The organism is Variovorax ginsengisoli, from assembly GCF_030486595.1.
GTDB classification, from domain to species: Bacteria; Pseudomonadota; Gammaproteobacteria; order Burkholderiales; family Burkholderiaceae_C; genus Variovorax; species Variovorax ginsengisoli_B.
Window position 1 is genome coordinate 224468 of the sequence record NZ_JAUJZH010000001.1, and the last position, 19626, is coordinate 244093.

A 19626-nucleotide genomic window follows, 5' to 3' on the forward strand; every position below is an offset into this window, starting at 1 on the left:
GGCCGGATGGCAGGCCGGCGACCGGCTCAGGCGCCTTGCAGCAACGGCGCCAGACCGCCGCGCCCGTCGAGCGCGATCAGGTCGTCGCAGCCGCCGACATGGGTGTCGCCGATGAAGATCTGCGGCACCGTGCGCCGGCGCGTGAGGTCCATCATGGTGGCACGCGCCTGCGGGTCGCTGTCGATGCGGATCTCCTCGATCTGATCGACACCCTTGGACTTGAGGATTTGCTTCGCGCGAATGCAGTACGGGCAAACGGCGGTGGTGTACATCTTGACGGCTTGCATCTGGGCTATTTCGTGGAGGGTTCAGGCCTTTTCAAGCGGCAGATTAGCGTCTTTCCAGGATTTGAGTCCGCCAGCGACCGCTTGGGCCTGTTCGTAGCCGAGCTTCTTGGCGGTCGCCACGGCGCGCTGGGCCCGTGCGCCTGTTGCGCAGACAAGCAATAATGGCAACGACTTGTTCTTGACCGTGGCCGGCAGCTTCTGCTCGAGCTGGTTCAGCGGCACGTTCTTGGCACCGGTCACGTGGCCGGCCGCGAACTCCTCGGGCTCGCGGACGTCGACCACCACCGCACGCTCGCGATTGATCAGCTGCACCGCACCCTGCGCCGTGAGCGAGCCGGCGTTGGCGCCGCGCACCAACGGCCATGCCAGCATGCCGCCCGAGCTGAGCGCAATCAGGATCAGCATCCAGTTGTCGACAATGAATTTCACGGTGTTCCTTGAGTGGCAAACCCCGGATTTTAGAATGTCGGCTTTCCGAACGCGTTCCCAAAGGCCTCTCCCATGCACAAACTGGTACTGATCCGCCACGGCGAATCGACCTGGAATCTCGAAAACCGCTTCACCGGCTGGACCGATGTCGACCTCACGCCGACCGGCGTCGAGCAGGCCAAGCAGGCCGGCCGGCTGCTCAAGGCCGAGGGCTACGACTTCGACGTCGCCTACACGAGCGTGCTCAAGCGCGCCACCCGCACGCTCTGGCACACGCTCGACGAGCTCGACCGCACCTGGCTGCCCGTGATCCATTCCTGGCGCCTCAACGAACGCCACTACGGCGGCCTGCAGGGCCTGAACAAGGCCGAGACGGCCAAGAAGTACGGTGACGAGCAGGTGCTGGTCTGGCGCCGCAGCTACGGCACGCCGCCGCCGCCGCTGGAGCCCAACGATCCGCGCAGCGAGCGCGGCGACGTCCGCTACGCCAAGCTGGCCCCCGAGCAGGTGCCCTTGACCGAATGCCTCAAGGACACGGTGGCCCGGGTGCTGCCGTTCTGGAACGAATCGATGGCGCCGGCGATCCGCGCCGGCCGCCGGCTGGTGGTGGCGGCGCACGGCAACTCGATCCGCGCGCTGGTGAAGTACCTCGACGGCATCTCCGACGACGCCATCGTGGGCCTGAACATCCCCAACGGCATTCCGCTGGTCTACGAACTCGACGACGAACTCAAGCCGCTGCGGCACTACTATCTGGGTGACGCCGACGCCGCCGAAAAGGCCGTGGCCGCGGTGGCGTCGCAAGCCAAGGCGTAACAAATATTCTTAATTTGTTCAAAGGGTCGCGGAACCCCGGCAGACAACTTGCTTCCAAGCTGTGTATATTGGTTTGACAGGCGACAAGGACACTTTCACATGGGCCAGAAAATGAAGATCACCGGGTGGGTCGCCGCAGGCGCCTTCGCCGGCGTGCTGACAACCGTCTCGTTACAAACCGTTGCACGAGGCTCGCTGGCTCCCTTGCCGCTCGAAGAACTGCAGCAGCTGGCTGCGGTTTTCGGCATGGTCAAGAGCGACTATGTCGAGCCGGTCGACGAGAAGAAACTGATTTCGGATGCGATCTCGGGCATGGTCGCCGGGCTCGACCCGCATTCGCAGTATTTCGACAAGAAGTCCTTCAAGGAATTCCGCGAAGGCACGACCGGCCGTTTCGTCGGCGTCGGCATCGAGATCTCCCAGGAAGACGGTTTGATCAAGGTGGTGTCGCCGATCGAGGGTTCGCCAGCGTTTCGCGCCGGCCTCAAGCCGAACGACCTGATCACCAAGATCGACGACACCGCGGTGCGCGGCCTGTCGCTCAACGAGGCGGTCAAGCGGATGCGCGGCGAGGCCAACACCAAGGTGCTGCTGACGATCTTCCGCAAGGACGAGAACCGCACTTTCCCGGTCACGATCACGCGCGAGGAAATCCGCACCCAGTCGGTCCGCGGCAAGGTCATGGAACCGGGCTACGCCTGGATCCGCCTGTCGCAGTTCCAGGAACGCACGGTCGACGACTTCGTCAAGAAGGTCGAAGAAATCTACAAGCAGGACCCGAATCTCAAGGGCCTGGTGCTCGACCTGCGCAACGACCCGGGCGGCCTGCTCGACGCTGCGGTCGCGATCTCGGCCGCCTTCCTGCCCGAGAACGTCACGGTGGTGTCGACCGACGGCCAGCTGGCCGAGAGCAAGTCGATCTACAAGGCGGCGCCCGAGTTCTACCAGCGCCGCGCCGGCAGCGACCCGCTGCGCAACCTGCCGGCCGGACTCAAGACCGTGCCGCTGGTGGTGCTCGTGAACGAAGGCTCGGCCTCGGCCAGCGAGATCGTCGCCGGCGCCCTGCAGGACCACAAGCGCGCCACGATCATGGGCAGCCAGACCTTCGGCAAGGGCTCGGTGCAGACCGTCCGCCCCCTGGGCCCCGACACCGGCCTCAAGATCACGACCGCGCGCTACTACACGCCGAGCGGCACCTCGATCCAGGCCAAGGGCATCGTGCCCAACGTGCTGGTCGACGAGAGCGCCGAGGGCAGCCCCTTCGCAGCCCTGCGCATGCGCGAGGCCGACCTCGAGAAGCACCTGGCCAGCGGCCAGGGCCCCGAGAGCAAGGACCCGGAGCGCGAAAAGGCCCGCGACGAGGCTCGCAAGCGCCTCGAGGAAGAAGCCAAGAAGCCGCCGCAGGACCGCAAGGTGCCCGAGTTCGGCGCCACCGACGACTTCGCGCTGGCGCAGGCCCTCAAGAGCCTGAAGGGCCAGCCGGTGCTGGTCAGCAAGACCCAGATCATCGTCGACAACAAGGAAGAGAAGAAGGACAACTGATCCCGGGCGGCTCCTCAGGGGGCCCGCCCCGGCGGTCGGTTCCGCGCGGCGCATGGAAGACCAGGACCTGCTGCGCTATTCGCGCCACATCCTGCTGGAGGAATTCGGCATCGACGGCCAGGCGCGGGTGAGCGCCGGCCATGCTCTGGTGATCGGCGCCGGCGGGCTCGGTTCGCCCGCCCTTCTCTACCTGGCCGCGGCCGGCGTCGGCCGCATCTCGCTGGTCGACGACGACGACCTCGACCTCACCAATCTCCAGCGCCAGATTGCGCACGCCACGGCCCGCGTCGGCATGCCGAAGGTCGAGTCCGCGGCCGAGGCGATGCGCGCCATCAACCCCGACATCCAGATCGAGACCCACCGCCTGCGCGCCGACGCCGAGTTGCTCGACCGGCTGGTGGCCGACGCCGACGTGGTGCTCGATTGCTGCGACAACTTCGCGACCCGGCAGGCGGTGAACCGCGCCTGCGTCGCCCATGGCAAGCCGCTGGTGGCGGGGGCGGCGATCCGCTTCGACGGCCAGCTCAGCGTCTACGACACGCGCGATCCGGCGTCGCCCTGCTACGCGTGCCTGTTCCCGCCGGAGGCCGAGTTCGAGGAGACCCGCTGCGCCGTGCTGGGCGTCTTCGCGCCCGTGGTCGGGACCATCGGCACGCTGCAGGCCAGCGAAGCCCTGAAGCTGCTGGCCGGCATCGGGCCATCGCTGGCGGGCCGGCTGCTGATGTTCGATGGCCGGCGCACGGCCTTCGATTCGCTGGGCGTGGCCCGCGACCCGGGCTGCGGGGTGTGCGGCCACCGCCCGCCGCCGTCCTGAGGCCGGTTCGACTCAGCTGCCGCCTGCCGGCGTCGGCTGCTGCTTCGCCTTGGCGGCGCCCGCCTTGGCGGCGCGCGACGACGGGGTCTTGGCCTCGGTCAGCACTTCGGTGCAGTCCGCATCCTTGCCCGGACCGGTTTCGACCGTCGCCGCCAGCGCCAGCAGCGGATTGATCGCCGCCAGGGCCAGCGCCGCAGCGCCGCGGGCCGCGAGCGGCGCGACCTCCACACCGGCCTTCGGCGCCGCGAAGGTGCCGCGCACCCGCAGCGGCGTGCGCAGCGCCAGGATGCTCTTGTCCTTCGGCGCCTGTTTGACGATGAGGTCCATGCGCTCGTCGGCCAGGTTGATGCTGCCGGTGCCATGGAACACCGTGTCGCTGGTGTCGAACAGCAGGGTGCGGCCGTTCATCACGCCCTTCTCGACGTCGAAGGCCACGGCGGCGCAGCGCAGTTCCACGTTGTGGTCGCCTTCGAGCAGGAACTTGATGATCTCGCCGCCGTCGAGGCCGAGGAACTCGAGCAGCAGGTTGCTGAACTGCCCGCGCCCGGTGAGCGCCGCGACGTCGCCAGACGAATTGGCCAGCCAGGCCGCCACCGAGTTGCCGCGGCCCGACAGGTTGATCCGGCCGTCCAGTCGGCCAAAACTGGTCTTCAGGGTATCGACCTTCGGAATCAATCGATTGAGCTGCATCCCGCGGATATCGAGCGCCGCACGGATGTCGGCCGGATTCTGCGTTGCATCGATTCGGATCGCGCCGGCAATCCTGCCGCTCGCCACGCCGAGATCGAGCGGGTCCAGGGTCAGCACGCCGTCCTTCAGCTTCACCTGCACACTGCCCTTGTCCAGCGGAAGCTCGCGCACGTTCTGGATCCGCTCCGCGGTGTAGCTGACATCGGCGTTCATGGCACGCAGCCGCTCGAAATCCAGGGTCGCGTCCGGCAGCACCTTGCGCGCGGGGTCGTTGCGCTTTTGCTTGTCGACCTGCGCGATGCCGGGCGGTGCGGCCACGCCCTCGACCGCGTTGGCCGAGCGCGCGGTCGGTGGCAGCCCGATCAGCGGGCCGAGATCATCCATGTCCATGACCCGCGAACGCAGCGTGCCGCCCAGGTGCGGCACCTGCTGCGACTTGTCGAACTGCATGTCCCCGCCGATGTCGGACAGGCCCAGGCGTCCCTTCAGGCCGCGAACTTCCCAGAGCTCGCCGTTCTTTCGCAGGTTTCCGCTCAGCGCGTAGGGCGGCGTCTGCGGCAACGCGATGCCCAGCGCCGGATAGAGGCGGCCCAGGTTCGGCCCCCTCATCTCGACCTGGGCGTCGAGGCCGTCCAGGTCGGCCAGCTCGGCCACCGTGCCCTTGCCCGTCAGGCGGGTCTGCGCGACCTTCAGGTCGATCTCGATCGGAAACGGCGGCTGGCCGACGGACGTCAGCTGCAGCACGTTGCCGGTGCGCCCCACCGCGGACATTGGCTGCCCCCGGTAGCGACCCTTGATCTCGTAGTCGACGGGCAAGTCGCCGCGGCTGCTGTCGAAGCTGAAATCCGCGTGCAGATCGAGGGCCTGCGCCTTGGCGAGGAAGTCGATGCTGCCGTCGTCGACCTGGATCAGGCCGATGACCGGGACCGTTGCCGGGTCGGCGCTGTCCTTGCCGAGCGCCCAGGTCTTGCGGCCGTCCTCCTCCATCTGGAGGCCGAGCGATGGCCGGCTCAGCACCAGTCGCGGCAAGACGATGCGGCGCCGCAGCAACTCCCAGAAGCGGATGTCGAACTCGGCCTTTTCGGCACGAACGAGATAAGGATCCCGGGCCCACGACGGGTTGGCGAACTCGATGCCGTCGAACTTGACCGTCGCCTGCCGCCAGCCAAGGGCGACGTCGAGATGCCGCGTGATCTCGAACTTGCGCCCTGTCTGCTCGCTGACATAGCGATTGACCGGCGCACGCAGTGTGTCCCACGGGAAGAAAGCTGCCAGCAGCAGCAATGCGAGGACCAGGCCCAGGACCAGCGCGCCGAGCGTCACCCAGCGCCGGCGGCGCGGCGGGGAGGCGGCGGGAGCGGTCGGCATGGGCTTCAATCGATCGGCGCGCCCGTATGCACCGCGCTGAGGCCCTGGGCCGCCTCGCGGACGCAGACGGCAGCGATCCCGGCGGCAGCCGCCCTCGTGGCCGCCTCGGCCAACCGCAATTCGGCCACCGCCGGCTCGCCGCCGGCCACGGCGACGCCGCCGGCGAGCGCCAGCAGACCGATCGCGATGGAGCCCCAGATGATGTTCATTGCCGCACCTTGCAGAAATTGTGAAATGGTCGGCGGGCCGCCGCCAGTGGGTGCAAGCATGGATCCCCTTGCACGTCCGGCGGGTCGGCGGCCGAGTACAAACGGTGTGCGGCGTCGCCTACGGGTGCGTTCTCATCGGCGCGTAAGAACCAGCCTACAGCCGCAGGCCGCGCAAACCTTCATCATGCGAACGAACAACTCCGTAGCATTGCCACCGCGGGCTTTCCTTGGAGACAATCCAGTCCACCAAGAAAGCGCCCCCGGGGGACAGCGGTTCTCATGGACCCAAGATTAAAGACCTACATCGTCGAAGACAACGTCACGATCCGAGAGAACCTCGTCGGCACTTTGGAGGAGCTTACGTGCATTTCGGCGATCGGCTTTGCCGAGACCGAGGCCGAGGCCAGCCAATGGCTGACCGACCATGCCGACGAGTGGGAACTGGCCATCGTCGATCTGTTCCTGAAGCAGGGCAGCGGGCTGGGCGTGCTGCAGACATGCCGCTCGCGCCGGCCGAACCAGAAGGTGGTGGTGCTCAGCAACTACGCCACCCCCGACATCCGCAAACGCTGCGCCCAGTTCGGGGTCGATGCGGTGTTCGACAAATCCAACGAAATCGACGGACTGATCGACTTCTGCATCGAGCAGGCGTCCGCGTCGAGGGTCTCGCAGAGCAGCAACTGACGGCGCTGGACGCCTCGGGCTCAGTCGATCAGCTTGTTCTTCAGCGCGTAGTAGGTCAGGTCGCTGTTCGATGAAAGATTCATTTTTTCCATCAGCCGCGTCCGGTAAGTGCTCACCGTCTTCACCGACAGCGACAGCGTCTTGGCGATATCGCCGGCGGTCTCGCCCTTGGCCAGCTTGAGGAACACCTGAAACTCCCGCTCCGACAGCTGTTCATGCGGCGCCGCGTCGTCCTTGCGGTCGAGTTGGCGCGCCAGCAGTTCGGCCACCGCAGGGGTGATGTAGCGACGACCGAGCGAGATGGTGCGAATCGCATTGACGATCTCGATCGGATCGCACTCCTTGTTGAGATAGCCGCTGGCGCCCTGGCGAATCAGGTTCATCGCATAGTGCTCTTCCGGATAGCCGCTGAGGATCAGGATGCCGACGTCCGGCGCCTTGGCGCGGATCATCGCCAGGGCGTCGATGCCGCTTTGGCCCGGCATCGACAGATCCATCACCAGCACATCGAGTTCGGTGGTCCGCACGAGCTCGATCGCCTCGCGGCCGCTGGCCGCCTCACCTACCACCCGCAGGTCGACATGTTCCGAAAAGAACTGCCGCAAGCCGGAGCGCACGATGGCGTGGTCGTCCACAATTCCGATCTTGATCATCTGTTACCTTCGTCGTTGTATCGCGGCCTCTTGCGTCGCAACATGCCGGTCCCTGGTCGGCTCCGATTATTCCCGAATTTGATCTGCAGGCATTGCTCGGAGACCTCATGCGCTGGTTAGCTTTTCCCAAGATGGCCCTCGGGCTGGCGCTCGCCGCCTTGGCGGCCCTGGCGCTGGTGGGCATCAACGAGGCAGGCTACCAACAGTCGCACCGCGCCCTGCAGGATGTCGGCGACGCGCAAAAGGCGCGCGGCCTGCTCAACCTCGTGCTGCAGAACGTCCTCGATGCCGAAACGGGCCAGCGGGGCTTCCTGCTGACAGGGGAAGCCCGCTATCGCGAGCCCTATGACCTCGCCGTCAAACAGGTGGAAGGCAACCTGGCCACGCTGCAGGGCCTCTACGCCCGGCGCCCGGGCGAACTGACGCGGGTCGGCGAACTCTCCAAGCACGTGTCGCGCAAGCTCGCCGAAATGGAAATGAGCGTGCGCCTGCGCCAGAGCGGCAACGAGGACGCCTGGAAGTTCGTGATCACCACCGATGTCGGCCGCGAGGAGATGGAGGCCATCCGCCAGCAGGTCGGCCAGCTGATCGCGATCAGCAACGACGAGCTGACGCGCAGCCAGCGCCAGATCGCCAGCTCACTGCGCCTGGGGCGCATCGGCATCACCCTGGTCACGCTGGCGGGGCTGCTGGCCTTCTACCTCTACCTGCGCCAGACGCATGCGCTGCAACTGGTCGGCGAGCGGCAGCAAGAGGCGCTGCAGCGCGAACGCAACGCGCTCGAAGGCGAGGTGCGCGAGCGCACGGCGACGCTTGGCGAACTCGCCACCCATCTGCAGCAGGTGCGCGAATCCGAGCGCGGCTTCCTGGCGCGCGAGCTGCACGACGAACTGGGCTCGCTCCTGACGGCCGCCAAGCTCGACGTCGCGCGCCTGAAATCCAGGCTCGGCGATTCGCCGGACGCCATCCAGCGGCTGCAGCACCTGAACGAACTGCTCAACAGCGGCATCGCGCTCAAGCGCCGGATCATCGAGGACCTGCGCCCGTCATCGCTGTCCAACCTCGGGCTGATCGCATCGCTCGAAATACTGGGCCGCGAGTTCGCCGAGCAGTCGGGCATGGAGATCGAGATGGTGCTGGAGCCGGTCGATCTCGACGAGGACAACCAGCTCACGGCCTACCGGATGGTGCAGGAGAGCCTGACCAACATCGGCAAGTACGCGCAGGCCACCGAAGCCAGCATCGTCATGAAGAACTACGGCAACCACGTGGTGGTCGAAGTGATCGACAACGGCCAGGGCTTCGACACCCAGCGCACCCGTCCGACGACGCACGGCCTGGCCGGCATGCGGCACCGGGTCGAAGCCGCCAAGGGCAAGCTCAGCGTGGCGTCGACGCCCGGCAAGGGCACCCACCTGAGCGCCATCCTGCCGGCCAGGCAGGCCTGAGGCGGCCGGCCCGCGAGGCGCCCCTTTCGGTCCTCTCCTACGCCCCCAGGCCGCGGCTGCTGACAGGTTCCGGGCGACCATGCCCTTAACGTGGATGCCAAGCCGTTCGGAACCAGAACGCGCTGTTTTTGCATCCACGGGGGCCATCCCTCGGAAAAGGAGTCAGCATGTTGCACTACGCCGTCGTCTTCCTGGTCATTGCCTTGATCGCCGCGCTGTTCGGTTTCGGCGGCATCGCGGCCAGTGCCGTGGGCATCGCGAAAATTCTCTTCGTCATCTTCCTTGTCCTGGCCCTCGCCAGCTTCATCGCGGGCTTGATGCGACGCCGCTAGCGTCGTTACGATGGACAGGTCACGCAATCATTTTTCGGAAGGACTCATTTCATGAACACGACCACCAAGACGCCCGCACAGCTCGCCGAAGACGCGCGCCAGACGGCCAACGACGCGATCGACACGACGCGGGCCTATGCGCAGAACGCGGTCAATGCGGCCGGCGAGAAGGTGCGCGACCTGCGTCGCGATGCCGAGCCGGCGGTGGAGCAACTGGCGGCGCGGGTCCAGCAGGCGGTGCAGCGCGGGCTCGATGCCGCGTCGACCACCAGCGCCCGGGCCCAGCGCCGCCTCGAGGCCGCGGCCGATGTGACCGGCAAGTACATCGCCGACCAGCCGGTTCGCTCGGTGCTGGTGGCCGCCGCAGCCGGCGCCGCCATCACGGCGCTGATCGTCCTGGCCAGCCGCCGTCGCGACGACTACTGATCCCCCGCACCGGCCGCCGCAGCACCATGTTCCATCCCATTGTCTCCACGGTGCTCGGTCACCCGGAACTCGTCGCCGAACATCTCGCCAACTACGGCGCGCTGATCCGGGAAGAGTCCCAGGTTGCGAGCCAGGGCCTCATCTCGAAGGTCATGGCGGGTGTCATCGCGGCTGTCAGCGGCATGCTGGCCCTTGGCCTGGTCGGCGTCGCCGTGATGCTCGGCGTGCTGCATGGCAGTTTTCATTGGGTCTTGGCGGCAGTGCCCGGCGTGGCGATCGTGATCGCCTTGTTCTCGGCGCTGGCCGCGGCGCGTCCCCGGCCTTTCCACGCCTTCGACGACCTCCGCAGCCAGCTCGACGCGGACGTGCGGGCGCTGCGGGTGGCCGGAGAACGTCATGGGCGCTGAACGCCAGCCGCTCACGCCCCAGCAACGGCTGGCGCTGTCGCGCCGGGCGCTGGTTGCGCAGCTGCAGGGAGACCGGCCCGAGGCGCCCCAAGACGAACTGTCTGCCTTGCCTGCGCCTGCAGTCCGTCCTGCGGTATACGACCACTTCGCCTGGTCCTCGGTGGCCCGCGGCGTGGTGCGCCGCTGGTGGCGCCGGCACCCGGCGAATGCGGCGGGCCAATTGGCGCGTCCGCTGCTCGAGCGCTATGCACGCGAGGAGCCGGCCAAACTGGTCGGCGCGGCCGCCGCGGCCGGTGCCCTGGTGGTGCTGGTCAAGCCGTGGCGATTGCTCTCGATCACCGCGGTGCTCGCCGCGGTCGTGAAGACATCCGACGTCGCCGACATGGTGACGACGCTGATGCAGAAAAACGCAAACCCACGAAAGGACCCTCCATGAACACCGCCGTCAAAGAGCGCCATGAACCGCTGAAACTCGACCAGGCAGCGATCGACAAGGCCTCGAAGAGCCTCGAAGAAGGGGCCGTCACGCCCAGCTACGGCCCCTGGCGCGACGACATCGTCAAGCTGCTCAACGACGCCCTGGCCACCGAGCTGGTCTGCGTACTGCGCTACAAGCGCCACTATTTCACTGCCAGCGGCGAGGCCTCGCCAGCCATCGCCGATGAATTCCTGGTGCATGCCAACGAGGAATCGGCGCACGCCGACAAGATCGCGGAACGCATCGTGCAGCTGGGCGGCGAGCCCGATTTCAATCCCCAGACCCTGCAGGGCCGCAGCCACGCCAGCTATGACGCATCGCTCGACCTGCAAGCGATGGTGCGCGCCAACCTGATCGCGGAGCGCATCGCCATCGAGACCTACCGCCAGATGATCGTGCTGATCGGCGACAAGGACCCGACGACCCGCCGCATGCTGGAAGAGATCCTGAGCGACGAAGAAGAGCATGCCGATGAACTGAAGGACTGGCTCGGTCACTGAGCGCTCATCGGCCAGCAGAACCAGCAAAAAGCCCGGGCAACCGGGCTTTTTGCTGGGTGTCGCGCCGAAGCGGCGGCTACATCTTCACTTCGAGCCTGTTGTCGACCCCGCTCACGCCCTTGACGGACTTCGCGATCTCCTCGGCGCGCGCCTTGGCGGCGGCGTTGGGCGCGGGCCCGCTCAAGGTCACCTGGCCGCCCTTGGTGTCGACGTCGATCTTGATCGCGCTCAGGTCGGGGTCCTTGGCCAGTCCGGTCGACACGGCCGCGGTGATCGATGCATCGTCCATGGCGCCGGCCACCGATGCCGCGGCCGACTCCGTCTTGGCCTTGGCAGTGGTGCCGGCCTGCTCGGACTTGGCAACGGCCGAGTCGACCTTCTTGCCCATGGTCGTCTCGTTGTCTGTCTTGCTGCAGGCGCCCAAAGCCAGGACGCCGGCGGCCAAAAGCAGCGCCACGGCGCCGCGCCCGCTGGGTTTGTTCGATGGGGTCATGGATGGCTCCTTTCTCACGCTTACGGATTTTGGGGATCGCTTCTCAAGGCGTCCTTGGTCTTTTCCTTCACGTCGCCATAGGTCTTCTGCACCTTGCCGGCGGCCTGGTCGACCACGCCCTCGGTCTGAAGCTTGTCGCTGCCGGTCACCTTGCCCGCGACTTCCTTGATCTTGCCCTTGGCCTCTTCGACGCGGCCTGCAACTTGGTCCTTGTTCATGGCGTTTCCTTCGCAAATGAGATGAATCGGTGGTTCGACTGAACCACTGCTTTCAATCTAGTGCGGTGGAGCGGACGCTGCGGCGGGCAGCGGCTCGTCCTGTTGTAGGACACGGGGAAGTCAGGCCGTCACGATCCAGCCTTCGACCGGATCGATGGCCTCCGGAAGCCCGTAGCCGGGCCCTGGGCGGCTGTCGCGGCGCGCCTCGGCCCAGGCCGCCTGCAGGAGGCACAAGACCGCATCGAGACGGTCGCCCTTCGCGTCGGCGAGCAACGCGTCGCGCGCGCCCGGGTCCAGCGCGAGGCGCAGGCCGAGCCTTCCGGAGCCCCTCTCCAGTGCGGCGAGGAGGTCAGCCCGCGCCTGGCGGCGTTCGAGGGTTTGGTTGGACACCGCATCGCTCTTGTAGCTGCGCCGGCCGATCAGCTCGCGCGCCAGCAGGCCCGGATAGGCCTCCAGCGCGATGCGCGACGCGCCCGCCACCCGCAGCGGCGGGTGCAGGCCCGGCAGCGCGGCGCCGGCGGCCAGCAGCCGCGGCACGCCGGCATGCAGCATGAACGCCACTGGGGGGTTGACCCATTTCATGGAGGGGCTGGAGCCCGCAGGGCCATCCGTCTGCCGGCGCGCGAACTTCCCGCCGCTGGGCCGGGCGGCACAGAAGGCGGCGAAAGTGCGTCGGATCTCGTCGCGCCCGAGGCCCGCGTAGTGCGCGATCAGCGGCTCCCAGGCCAGCGGCCAGCCAAGTTGCACCACCAACTCGCGCGGCAGTCCGAACGGGAGGTCGAAGGCGCCCACCCAGGCCGGGAGCGTGCGCAGCCAGTGCGTCCAATTGTCGAGCGCGGCGAAGGTCTCGAAGCCGGCCAGGTCCACACGGCCGTCCAAGGCCGCGCCGAGCGCGACCACGATCGGCTTGCGCACGCTCGGCGCGCTCGAGAAATCGCAGCCGAGCAGTGGCGGCGAATCTGCGGACAGCGGCACCCCGGAGGCCAGGGCTTCAGTGGCGCCCGACGATGGCGGCGGTGGCCATCAGTTCCTCGAGCAGCGCCAGCGAGACCTTGCCCGACACCGCGTAAGGGTCGAGTTCGGGGCGCTCCGAGTACTTGAGCAGGGTCGAGGCGTTGAGCTTCGACAGGTTGACCTGCCCCATGGTCCAGCCGCCGAAGCGGCGTTCGGAGATCTCTTCGTAGTGCAGCAGCACCACGTCCTTGTGGCGCGGATCGCGCTGGATGTGGCCGTAGAGTTCGCTGATCGCCACCCGGCCGCCCTCGATCGCCTGCAGGAACACGCCGGCCCCGTAGCAGAGGATGCCGGTGATGCCGCAAGATGTGTTGTGCGAGCGCGCTTGCGCGAGGATGGCCTCGATGGCGCCCTGGCTGGTGTCCACGGCGCGGCTGGCGTAGAGAAGGCGTACGAGCATGGTGTGTCCGGCTTAGCGCTTGCGCGGCAGGAGAGAGAGGAATTCGCGCCGCAGGTTGGGGTCTTTCAGGAAGACGCCACGCATGACCGAGTTGATCATCTTGCTGTCCATCTCCTTGACGCCGCGCCACTGCATGCAGAAGTGTTCGGCCTCGACCACCAGCGCCAGCCCGTCGGGCTGGGTCTTTTCCTGGATCAGGTCGGCCAGCTGCACCACGGCTTCTTCCTGGATCTGGGGCCGGCCCATGACCCATTCGGCCAGTCGTGCGTACTTCGAGAGGCCGATCACGTTGGTCTTCTCGTTCGGCATGACGCCGATCCAGAGCTTGCCGATGATCGGGCAGAAATGGTGCGAGCAGGCGCTGCGCACCGTGATCGGGCCGACGATCATCAGCTCGTTGAGGTGCTCGGCATTGGGGAACTCGGTCAGCGAGGGCGGCGGCACATAGCGGCCCCTGAAGACTTCGTTGACGTACATCTTGGCGACGCGGCGGGCCGTGTTGCCGGTGTTGTGGTCGTTGTCGAGATCGATCACCAGGCTCTCGAGCACGTCCTTCATCTTGCCCTCGACCTCGTCGAGCAGGCCTTCGAGCTCGCCGGGCTCGATGAACTCGGCTATGTTGTCGTTGGCGTTGAAGCGCTTGCGGGCAGCGAGGAGACGCTCGCGAATCTTCACGGACACGGGCGTGCCCTCGTCTTCATCCCCTGCGGCGGGGCGCGGTACGGCGTCGATGGTCCTGAGCATCCGCCCATCGTATCAGCGAATGGATTCCCACAGGCTCCCTAAGGCGCCCTCCCCGCCTGCCGAGGCAGCTATTGTTTTGATAGCGAAAAGTCGGTCACCAGGGGCAGGTGGTCGGACATGCGGGCCCAGATCGGCCCGCGCGGCACCGCGCTGGCAACGGGCTCGACCTGTCGCCCATAGATGAAGTCGAGCTGTGCGACCGGCAGGCGCGAGGGATAGGTCAGCGTTCGCGGCCCGCGCAGGTCGCTGGAGTCGCGCATGCCCATCGCGTTCATCGCATAGCGCATGCGCGCACCCCAGTCGTTGAAGTCGCCGGCCACCACCAGCGCCTCGCCGGGCGGGATCTCGCGCTCGACGAATTCGCGCAGCTGCGCGATCTGGCGGATCCGGCTGCCCTTGATCAAGCCCAGGTGCACCACGATGGTGTGCACCGTGCGGCCATCGAGGTCGATCGCCACGTGCAGCAGCCCGCGCTGCTCGAAGCGGTGGTCCGAGATGTCCTGGTGGGTCTTGCGCAGCACCGGCCAGCGCGTGAGCAGTGCATTGCCGTGCTCCCCGTGCTTGGTGATCGCATTGGTCTCGTACACCGCCGTGTAGCCCTCCGGGGCGAGGAAATCCGCCTGAGGCAGCTCGGGCCAGCGATGGAAGCGCGCGGCCGCCTGGCGGTTCATCTTGCGGACTTCCTGGAGGCAGATGATGTCGGCGTCCAGTTGCTCGATCGCATGGCCGAGGTTGTGGATCTCCAGCCGCCTGGCGGGGCCGATGCCCTGCACACCCTTGTGGATGTTGTAAGTGGCTACGCGGAAGCTGGTCGCCGGAGGATTCATCGTGCAAATTGTGGCAGGAGCAGGATGGCTGCGGCATTGGTTGAGGAAAAAGTCGCTGCTGCCGCCTCCCGGTAGGGCAGCCAGCGCCAAGCCGTGTGCTCGCAAGGATCGAGCCGCGGCGCCAGCGGCGCCGGCACGCAGAGGCTGAACAGGTGTTCGGTGTTGGAGCTCACGCCCGGCGCATAGCGTGCGCGCCAGCGCGGCAGGATCTCGTAGACGTTCCGGCGCTGCCAATCGAGCAGCCGCGGCGCCAGCGGGCTGCCCTCGCCGCACTGGATGCCGGTCTCTTCCTCGACCTCGCGCGCGGCGGTGTGCGCAAGCGGCTCGTCGTCGAAATCCTTGCTGCCGGTGACCGACTGCCAGAGGTCGTCGTCGCCCGTGCGGCGGATCAGCAAGACCTCGAGCGCCGACGTGTGGACCACGACCAGCACCGACTCGGGGATTTTCCAAGGCCGCTCGCTCATGTCGGCGACCCCTTGCCTGAGTTGCGCCTTGGCCGCCTCAGGCGGCCTGGGGCGCGTTGCGCAGCTTGATGTGCAGCTCGCGCAGCTGCTTCTCGTCGACCGGGCTCGGCGCCTGCGTCAGCAGATCCTGGGCGCGCTGGGTCTTCGGGAAGGCGATTACGTCGCGGATCGACTCGGCGCCGGTCATGAGCATCACCAGGCGGTCGAGCCCGATCGCGATTCCGCCGTGCGGGGGCGCGCCGTACTGCAGCGCGTCCAGCAGGAAGCCGAACTTGTTCTGCGCGTCCTCGGCACTGATCTTGAGCGCGCGGAACACCTTGCTCTGCACTTCCTCGCGATGGATACGGACCGAGCCGCCGCCCATCTCGATGCCGTTGAGCACCATGTCGTAGGCCTTGGCGATGCACTTCTCGGGCGCCGTGTCCATGAGGTCCTCGTGGCCGTCCTTGGGCGCGGTGAACGGATGGTGCACGGCCGACCAGCGCTGGCCTTCCTCGTCGAACTCGAACATCGGGAAGTCGACCACCCAGAGCGGCGCCCAGCGGTCGTCGAACAGGCCGTTCTTCTTGCCGAAGGCGCTGTGGCCGATCTTCACGCGGAGTGCGCCGATAGCGTCGTTGACGACCTTTTCCTTGTCGGCGCCGAAGAACAGGATGTCGCCATTGCGGGCACCGGTGCGGGCGATGATCTCGGCCAGCGTGCCGTCGTCGAGGTTCTTGACGATCGGGCTCTGCAGGCCTTCACGGCCCAGCGCCGCGTCGTTGACCTTGATGTAGGCCAGGCCCTTGGCGCCGTAGATCTTGACGAATTCCTGGTAGCCGTCGATCTCGCCGCGCGACAGGCCGCCCTCGCCGCCGCCGCCCGGCACGCGCAGCGCCACCACGCGGCCGCCGGTCATCGTGGCGGCATTGGAAAACACCTTGAACTCGACCCGCTTCATGAGCTCGGTGAGCTCGGTGAATTCGAGCTTCACGCGCAGGTCGGGCTTGTCGGAGCCGTACTTGAACATCGCGTCAGCGTAGCTCATGGTCGGGAACACCGGCAACTCGATGCCGGCCGCATTGCGGAACACGTTGCGGATCATGCCCTCGAACATCTCGCGGATCTCCTCCTCGGACAGGAAAGAGGTCTCGATGTCGATCTGCGTGAACTCGGGCTGGCGGTCGGCGCGCAGGTCCTCGTCGCGGAAGCACTTGACGATCTGGTAGTAGCGGTCGTAGCCGGCCACCATCAGCAGCTGCTTGAAGAGCTGCGGCGACTGCGGCAGCGCGAAGAAGCTGCCGTCGTGCACGCGGCTCGGCACCAGGTAGTCGCGCGCGCCCTCGGGCGTCGACTTGCCGAGCATCGGCGTCTCGATGTCGATGAAGCCGTTGGCGTCGAGGAACTTGCGCGCCTCCATCGTCACCTTGTAGCGCAGCATCATGTTGCGCTGCATCGCCGGACGGCGCAGGTCGAGAACGCGATGCGTGAGGCGGGTGGTCTCCGAGAGGTTGTCGTCGTCGAGCAGGAACGGCGGCGTCACCGACGGGTTCAGCACCTTCATCTCGTGGCAAAGCACTTCGATCTTGCCGCTCTTGAGGTTGTCGTTGACCGTGCCTTCGGGGCGCGCGCGCACCAGGCCCGTGACCTGCACGCAGAACTCATTGCGCAGGCCTTCGGCGGCGGCGAAGGTGGCGGCGCGATCGGGATCGCACACCACCTGCACGTAGCCTTCGCGGTCGCGCAGGTCGATGAAGATCACGCCGCCGTGGTCACGCCGGCGATTAACCCAGCCGCACAGGGTGACGGTCTGTCCGAGCAGGGCTTCGGTCACGAGACCGCAATAGATTGAACGCATGGCCATAGATGGATTCCCCGGCGCCGCATGGGCGCGTCTTTATTTGATCGCGATCGTCGCGGGGCCGCCAGGAACGACCACCCCCATCGACACGATGTACTTGAGCGCGTCGTCCACGCTCATCTTGAGTTCGATGCAGTCGCTGCGCTTGAGCATCACGAAATAGCCGCCCGTCGGGTTGGGCGTGGTCGGCACGTAGACGCCGAGATAGTCGCCGCCGCCCAGGTGGCCGACCACCTCATGGCCGGGCGTGCCGGTCACGAAGGCGATGGTCCAGGCGCCCGCGCGCGGCCACTCGATCAGCACCGCGGTGCGGAAGGCGTTGCCGTTCTCGGAGAACAGCGTGTCGGACACCTGCTTGACGCTGGAATAGATGGAGCGGACGACAGGGATGCGCCGCACCACGGCATCGCCCCAGCCGAGCAGGCGCTTGCCGACGAAATTGCTCGCGATGGCGCCGACCGACAGCAGGATGCCCAGAGTCAGCAGCACGCCGAGCCCGCGTACCTTGTGCTCGTTCAGGTACTGCTGCCACGTCTCGGGCAGCAGCCACAGCGTCTGGTCGAGCGTGCCGATGATCCAGTTCAGCACGCCCAGCGTGATGACCAGCGGCACGATGACCAGCAAGCCGGAGAGCAGCCATTTGCGCAGCGCGAGCATGGGGGGTCTCAGTCGCTGCCTGAAGAAGAAGCGGCAGGGGCCGGGGCCGCCGCGGCGGGCGCCGGGGCGCTGGCGGGCGCGGCGGCGGGTGCCGCGGCCGTGCCGTCAGCCGGCGCGGCGGCCGGGGGGGCGGCGGTCTTGTCGACGCCGTCGCCCTTCTTGCCGCCACCGTCGCGGAAATCGGTCACGTACCAGCCCGAGCCCTTGAGCTGGAAGCCGGCGGCGGTGAGCTGCTTGCTGAACGCGCTCGCGCCGCAAGCCGGGCACTCCGAGAGCGGAGCGTCGGACATTTTCTGCAGCACGTCCTTGGCAAAGCCGCAGGCGCCGCACTTGTAGGCGTAGATAGGCATGGGATTGGAAAGCGGAAAAGGAGCGGCCGGCGGCCGCTCGCAAAGCCCTCGATTATAAGGGCGCCCCCGCTTCGGGCGGGCGGGCGTTCAGGCCGGATCGACCGCCAAGGGCCGATGCGGCGTGCGGGTGTTGGACACCCACTGCGGCGCCAGCGAGCCGGCCACCATGCCGCCGAACGAAGCCAGCAGGCCGGCCAGCTGGGCCGGGAACTCCTTGCCCCACGGCATTCCGAGGAACAGCAGCCAGGTCCCGATGCCCAGCACGACGGCCGCCACGGCGCCCTGGGTGGTCGCGCGCTGCCAGTAGAGGCCGCACACCAGGGGCACGAAGGCGCCCACCAGTGGCACCTGGTAGGCCCCGGACACCAGTTCGTAGATAGGGGTGCCCTGCATGCGGATCGCATAGGCCAGCACGGCCGCGCTGAACACCAGCACCGTGATGCGCATCGTCATCAGGTTGGACTTGTCGCTGCCCGCGGGCCGGAACTGGCGCCAGATGTTCTCGGTGAAGGTCACGCTCGGCGCCAGCAAGGTCGCCGAGGCGGTCGACTTGATGGCCGACAGCAGCGCGCCGAAGAACAGCACCTGCATCACGAAGGGCATCTTCTGCAGCACCAGCGTCGGCAGCACCTTCTGCGGATCGTCCTTCAGCAGGTCGGCGGTCTCGGCCGGCATGATCAGCAGCGCGCTCGCCACCAGGAACATCGGCACGAAGGCGAACAGGATGTAGGCGATGCCGCCGATGACCGGACCGCGCGTGGCCGACTTGACGCTGTTGGCCGACATGACGCGCTGGAACACGTCCTGCTGCGGGATCGAGCCCAGCATCATGGTGATCGCGGCGGCGAAGAAGAAGACCATGTCCTTGTAGCTCGGCTCGGGCCAGAACCTGAACAGGTCCTTGCTGACCGCGAAGGCCACCACCTTGTCGGCGCCGCCGGCCATGTTGCCGGCGAAAACCGCGATCACGGCCAGCCCGAGCACCAGGATGATCATCTGGATGAAATCGGTGACCGCGACCGACCACATGCCGCCGAACAGGGTGTAGGCCAGGATCGAGACGACGCCGATCACCATGCCCAGGGAAACCCCGATCGCGCCGCCCGAGAGCACGTTGAACACCAGCCCCAGCGCCGTGACCTGGGCCGACACCCAGCCCAGGTAGCTCAGCATGATGATCAGCGAGCAGGCGATCTCGATGGTGCGGCCGAAGCGCTCGCGGTAGTAGTCGCTGATGGTCAGCAGCGTCATGCGATAGAGCTTGCCGGCGAAGAAGAGGCCGACCAGGATCAGGCAGGTGCCGGCGCCGAACGGGTCTTCGATCACGCCGTTGAGCCCGCCCTCGATGAACTTGGCCGGAATGCCGAGCACGGTTTCGGAGCCGAACCAGGTGGCGAAGGTGGTCGTCACGATCATGTAGAGCGGCAGGTGCCGGCCGGCGATCGCGAAGTCGGTGGTGTTCTTCACCCGCCGGGCCGCATACAGGCCGATGGCGATGGTGACCAGCAGGTAGACGAAGACCAGTGTCAGCAGCAC

General features: G+C 67.0%; 26 protein-coding genes. 10 read left to right on the top strand and 16 right to left on the bottom strand.

The features are described 5' to 3' along the window. Window positions 1-26: 26 nt before the first annotated feature. On the bottom strand, window positions 27-287 hold the full coding sequence (grxC, locus tag QZH52_RS01065) for a glutaredoxin 3 (protein WP_286536195.1): 261 nt from the start codon (window positions 285-287) through the stop codon (window positions 27-29). A gap of 21 nt (window positions 288-308) precedes the next feature. Next, the gene (locus QZH52_RS01070; protein WP_286536197.1) at window positions 309-716 is read right to left on the bottom strand and encodes a rhodanese-like domain-containing protein; all 408 of its coding nucleotides are present in this window, start codon (window positions 714-716) and stop codon (window positions 309-311) included. A gap of 72 nt (window positions 717-788) precedes the next feature. On the opposite strand from QZH52_RS01070, the gene gpmA reads away from it, so the two are divergent. The 3 genes from gpmA (at window position 789) to QZH52_RS01085 (ending at window position 3888) form a co-directional block, all read left to right on the top strand. Next, window positions 789-1532 (top strand): 2,3-diphosphoglycerate-dependent phosphoglycerate mutase, encoded by a 744-nt coding sequence (gene gpmA / locus QZH52_RS01075; RefSeq protein WP_286504917.1) that lies wholly within the window; start codon window positions 789-791, stop codon window positions 1530-1532. A gap of 99 nt (window positions 1533-1631) precedes the next feature. Beyond that, window positions 1632-3074 (top strand): S41 family peptidase, encoded by a 1443-nt coding sequence (locus QZH52_RS01080; protein ID WP_286536198.1) that lies wholly within the window; start codon window positions 1632-1634, stop codon window positions 3072-3074. A gap of 52 nt (window positions 3075-3126) precedes the next feature. Next, on the top strand, window positions 3127-3888 hold the full coding sequence (locus tag QZH52_RS01085; RefSeq protein WP_301802566.1) for a HesA/MoeB/ThiF family protein: 762 nt from the start codon (window positions 3127-3129) through the stop codon (window positions 3886-3888). Window positions 3889-3900: 12 nt separating this feature from the next. Here the strand turns inward: QZH52_RS01085 and QZH52_RS01090 are convergent, their stop codons facing one another. Both QZH52_RS01090 and QZH52_RS01095 read right to left on the bottom strand, forming a co-directional pair. Then, window positions 3901-5946, bottom strand: a complete 2046-nt coding sequence (locus QZH52_RS01090) for an AsmA family protein (RefSeq protein WP_301802569.1) — start codon at window positions 5944-5946, stop codon at window positions 3901-3903. Between the two features lie 5 nt (window positions 5947-5951). After that, window positions 5952-6155, bottom strand: a complete 204-nt coding sequence (locus QZH52_RS01095; RefSeq protein WP_301802570.1) for a hypothetical protein — start codon at window positions 6153-6155, stop codon at window positions 5952-5954. Window positions 6156-6434: 279 nt separating this feature from the next. Between QZH52_RS01095 and QZH52_RS01100 the strand changes: the two genes are divergently transcribed. After that, on the top strand, window positions 6435-6839 hold the full coding sequence (locus tag QZH52_RS01100) for a response regulator (RefSeq protein ID WP_301802573.1): 405 nt from the start codon (window positions 6435-6437) through the stop codon (window positions 6837-6839). Between the two features lie 20 nt (window positions 6840-6859). On the opposite strand, the gene QZH52_RS01105 is transcribed toward QZH52_RS01100, so the two are convergent. Then, entirely contained in the window at window positions 6860-7492 is a 633-nt protein-coding gene (locus tag QZH52_RS01105; protein ID WP_028249172.1) for a response regulator, read from the bottom strand. Between the two features lie 107 nt (window positions 7493-7599). Here QZH52_RS01105 and QZH52_RS01110 point away from each other — a divergent pair, with 107 nt between their 5' ends. The 6 genes from QZH52_RS01110 (at window position 7600) to QZH52_RS01135 (ending at window position 11083) form a co-directional block, all read left to right on the top strand. Further along, entirely contained in the window at window positions 7600-8940 is a 1341-nt protein-coding gene (locus tag QZH52_RS01110) for a CHASE3 domain-containing protein (protein ID WP_436411521.1), read from the top strand. Between the two features lie 167 nt (window positions 8941-9107). Further along, entirely contained in the window at window positions 9108-9272 is a 165-nt protein-coding gene (locus QZH52_RS01115; RefSeq protein ID WP_286369177.1) for a DUF1328 domain-containing protein, read from the top strand. Window positions 9273-9323: 51 nt separating this feature from the next. Then, entirely contained in the window at window positions 9324-9698 is a 375-nt protein-coding gene (locus QZH52_RS01120; RefSeq protein WP_286523367.1) for a hypothetical protein, read from the top strand. Between the two features lie 26 nt (window positions 9699-9724). Further along, window positions 9725-10105, top strand: coding sequence for a hypothetical protein (locus tag QZH52_RS01125; protein WP_301802591.1), 381 nt, complete (start codon window positions 9725-9727; stop codon window positions 10103-10105). Further along, window positions 10095-10541: a hypothetical protein gene (locus QZH52_RS01130; protein WP_301802595.1), complete on the top strand. Its 447-nt coding sequence runs from the start codon at window positions 10095-10097 to the stop codon at window positions 10539-10541. Before QZH52_RS01125 ends, QZH52_RS01130 begins: the two co-directional genes overlap by 11 nt. After that, a complete protein-coding gene (locus tag QZH52_RS01135) occupies window positions 10538-11083 on the top strand; it encodes a ferritin-like domain-containing protein (RefSeq protein WP_301802597.1) in 546 nt (181 codons plus the stop codon). Before QZH52_RS01130 ends, QZH52_RS01135 begins: the two co-directional genes overlap by 4 nt. A gap of 76 nt (window positions 11084-11159) precedes the next feature. On the opposite strand, the gene QZH52_RS01140 is transcribed toward QZH52_RS01135, so the two are convergent. From QZH52_RS01140 to QZH52_RS01190, 11 genes are all read right to left on the bottom strand, one after another. Then, the gene (locus QZH52_RS01140) at window positions 11160-11576 is read right to left on the bottom strand and encodes a BON domain-containing protein (RefSeq protein WP_301802598.1); all 417 of its coding nucleotides are present in this window, start codon (window positions 11574-11576) and stop codon (window positions 11160-11162) included. Between the two features lie 20 nt (window positions 11577-11596). Further along, a complete protein-coding gene (locus tag QZH52_RS01145; RefSeq protein WP_301802600.1) occupies window positions 11597-11794 on the bottom strand; it encodes a CsbD family protein in 198 nt (65 codons plus the stop codon). A 120-nt stretch (window positions 11795-11914) separates the two neighbouring features. Next, window positions 11915-12769: a DUF429 domain-containing protein gene (locus QZH52_RS01150; RefSeq protein WP_301802603.1), complete on the bottom strand. Its 855-nt coding sequence runs from the start codon at window positions 12767-12769 to the stop codon at window positions 11915-11917. 16 nt (window positions 12770-12785) lie between these two features. Next, entirely contained in the window at window positions 12786-13208 is a 423-nt protein-coding gene (locus QZH52_RS01155; protein WP_301802606.1) for a BLUF domain-containing protein, read from the bottom strand. A gap of 12 nt (window positions 13209-13220) precedes the next feature. Next, window positions 13221-13952, bottom strand: a complete 732-nt coding sequence (gene folE / locus QZH52_RS01160; protein WP_301802610.1) for a GTP cyclohydrolase I — start codon at window positions 13950-13952, stop codon at window positions 13221-13223. Window positions 13953-14020: 68 nt separating this feature from the next. Further along, window positions 14021-14779, bottom strand: coding sequence for an endonuclease/exonuclease/phosphatase family protein (locus QZH52_RS01165; RefSeq protein WP_301802613.1), 759 nt, complete (start codon window positions 14777-14779; stop codon window positions 14021-14023). Then, entirely contained in the window at window positions 14776-15243 is a 468-nt protein-coding gene (gene nudB, locus QZH52_RS01170; protein WP_301802617.1) for a dihydroneopterin triphosphate diphosphatase, read from the bottom strand. Before nudB ends, QZH52_RS01165 begins: the two co-directional genes overlap by 4 nt. Before the next feature lie 37 nt (window positions 15244-15280). Continuing rightward, window positions 15281-17086 carry an aspartate--tRNA ligase gene (gene aspS / locus QZH52_RS01175; protein ID WP_301802619.1) on the bottom strand — a complete coding sequence of 602 codons (1806 nt, stop codon included), beginning with the start codon at window positions 17084-17086 and terminating at the stop codon, window positions 15281-15283. Between the two features lie 33 nt (window positions 17087-17119). Next, on the bottom strand, window positions 17120-17740 hold the full coding sequence (locus QZH52_RS01180) for a DUF502 domain-containing protein (RefSeq protein WP_286536225.1): 621 nt from the start codon (window positions 17738-17740) through the stop codon (window positions 17120-17122). Window positions 17741-17748: 8 nt separating this feature from the next. Beyond that, window positions 17749-18090 (bottom strand): FmdB family zinc ribbon protein, encoded by a 342-nt coding sequence (locus tag QZH52_RS01185; RefSeq protein WP_301802624.1) that lies wholly within the window; start codon window positions 18088-18090, stop codon window positions 17749-17751. An 87-nt stretch (window positions 18091-18177) separates the two neighbouring features. Further along, the gene (locus QZH52_RS01190) at window positions 18178-19626 is read right to left on the bottom strand and encodes a high affinity choline transporter 1 (RefSeq protein WP_301802626.1); all 1449 of its coding nucleotides are present in this window, start codon (window positions 19624-19626) and stop codon (window positions 18178-18180) included.

Bases quoted from the DNA above. Each gene is read 5' to 3' on its own strand.
- grxC (WP_286536195.1), bottom strand. From the start codon at position 287: ATGCAAGCCGTCAAGATGTACACCACCGCCGTTTGCCCGTACTGCATT.
- gpmA (WP_286504917.1), top strand. From the start codon at position 789: ATGCACAAACTGGTACTGATCCGCCACGGCGAATCGACCTGGAATCTC.
- QZH52_RS01080 (WP_286536198.1), top strand. From the start codon at position 1,632: ATGGGCCAGAAAATGAAGATCACCGGGTGGGTCGCCGCAGGCGCCTTC.
- QZH52_RS01085 (WP_301802566.1), top strand. From the start codon at position 3,127: ATGGAAGACCAGGACCTGCTGCGCTATTCGCGCCACATCCTGCTGGAG.
- QZH52_RS01090 (WP_301802569.1), bottom strand. From the start codon at position 5,946: ATGCCGACCGCTCCCGCCGCCTCCCCGCCGCGCCGCCGGCGCTGGGTG.
- QZH52_RS01095 (WP_301802570.1), bottom strand. From the start codon at position 6,155: ATGAACATCATCTGGGGCTCCATCGCGATCGGTCTGCTGGCGCTCGCC.
- QZH52_RS01100 (WP_301802573.1), top strand. From the start codon at position 6,435: ATGGACCCAAGATTAAAGACCTACATCGTCGAAGACAACGTCACGATC.
- QZH52_RS01105 (WP_028249172.1), bottom strand. From the start codon at position 7,492: ATGATCAAGATCGGAATTGTGGACGACCACGCCATCGTGCGCTCCGGC.
- QZH52_RS01110 (WP_436411521.1), top strand. From the start codon at position 7,600: ATGCGCTGGTTAGCTTTTCCCAAGATGGCCCTCGGGCTGGCGCTCGCC.
- QZH52_RS01115 (WP_286369177.1), top strand. From the start codon at position 9,108: ATGTTGCACTACGCCGTCGTCTTCCTGGTCATTGCCTTGATCGCCGCG.
- QZH52_RS01120 (WP_286523367.1), top strand. From the start codon at position 9,324: ATGAACACGACCACCAAGACGCCCGCACAGCTCGCCGAAGACGCGCGC.
- QZH52_RS01125 (WP_301802591.1), top strand. From the start codon at position 9,725: ATGTTCCATCCCATTGTCTCCACGGTGCTCGGTCACCCGGAACTCGTC.
- QZH52_RS01130 (WP_301802595.1), top strand. From the start codon at position 10,095: ATGGGCGCTGAACGCCAGCCGCTCACGCCCCAGCAACGGCTGGCGCTG.
- QZH52_RS01135 (WP_301802597.1), top strand. From the start codon at position 10,538: ATGAACACCGCCGTCAAAGAGCGCCATGAACCGCTGAAACTCGACCAG.
- QZH52_RS01140 (WP_301802598.1), bottom strand. From the start codon at position 11,576: ATGACCCCATCGAACAAACCCAGCGGGCGCGGCGCCGTGGCGCTGCTT.
- QZH52_RS01145 (WP_301802600.1), bottom strand. From the start codon at position 11,794: ATGAACAAGGACCAAGTTGCAGGCCGCGTCGAAGAGGCCAAGGGCAAG.
- QZH52_RS01155 (WP_301802606.1), bottom strand. From the start codon at position 13,208: ATGCTCGTACGCCTTCTCTACGCCAGCCGCGCCGTGGACACCAGCCAG.
- folE (WP_301802610.1), bottom strand. From the start codon at position 13,952: ATGCTCAGGACCATCGACGCCGTACCGCGCCCCGCCGCAGGGGATGAA.
- QZH52_RS01165 (WP_301802613.1), bottom strand. From the start codon at position 14,779: ATGAATCCTCCGGCGACCAGCTTCCGCGTAGCCACTTACAACATCCAC.
- nudB (WP_301802617.1), bottom strand. From the start codon at position 15,243: ATGAGCGAGCGGCCTTGGAAAATCCCCGAGTCGGTGCTGGTCGTGGTC.
- aspS (WP_301802619.1), bottom strand. From the start codon at position 17,086: ATGGCCATGCGTTCAATCTATTGCGGTCTCGTGACCGAAGCCCTGCTC.
- QZH52_RS01180 (WP_286536225.1), bottom strand. From the start codon at position 17,740: ATGCTCGCGCTGCGCAAATGGCTGCTCTCCGGCTTGCTGGTCATCGTG.
- QZH52_RS01185 (WP_301802624.1), bottom strand. From the start codon at position 18,090: ATGCCTATCTACGCCTACAAGTGCGGCGCCTGCGGCTTTGCCAAGGAC.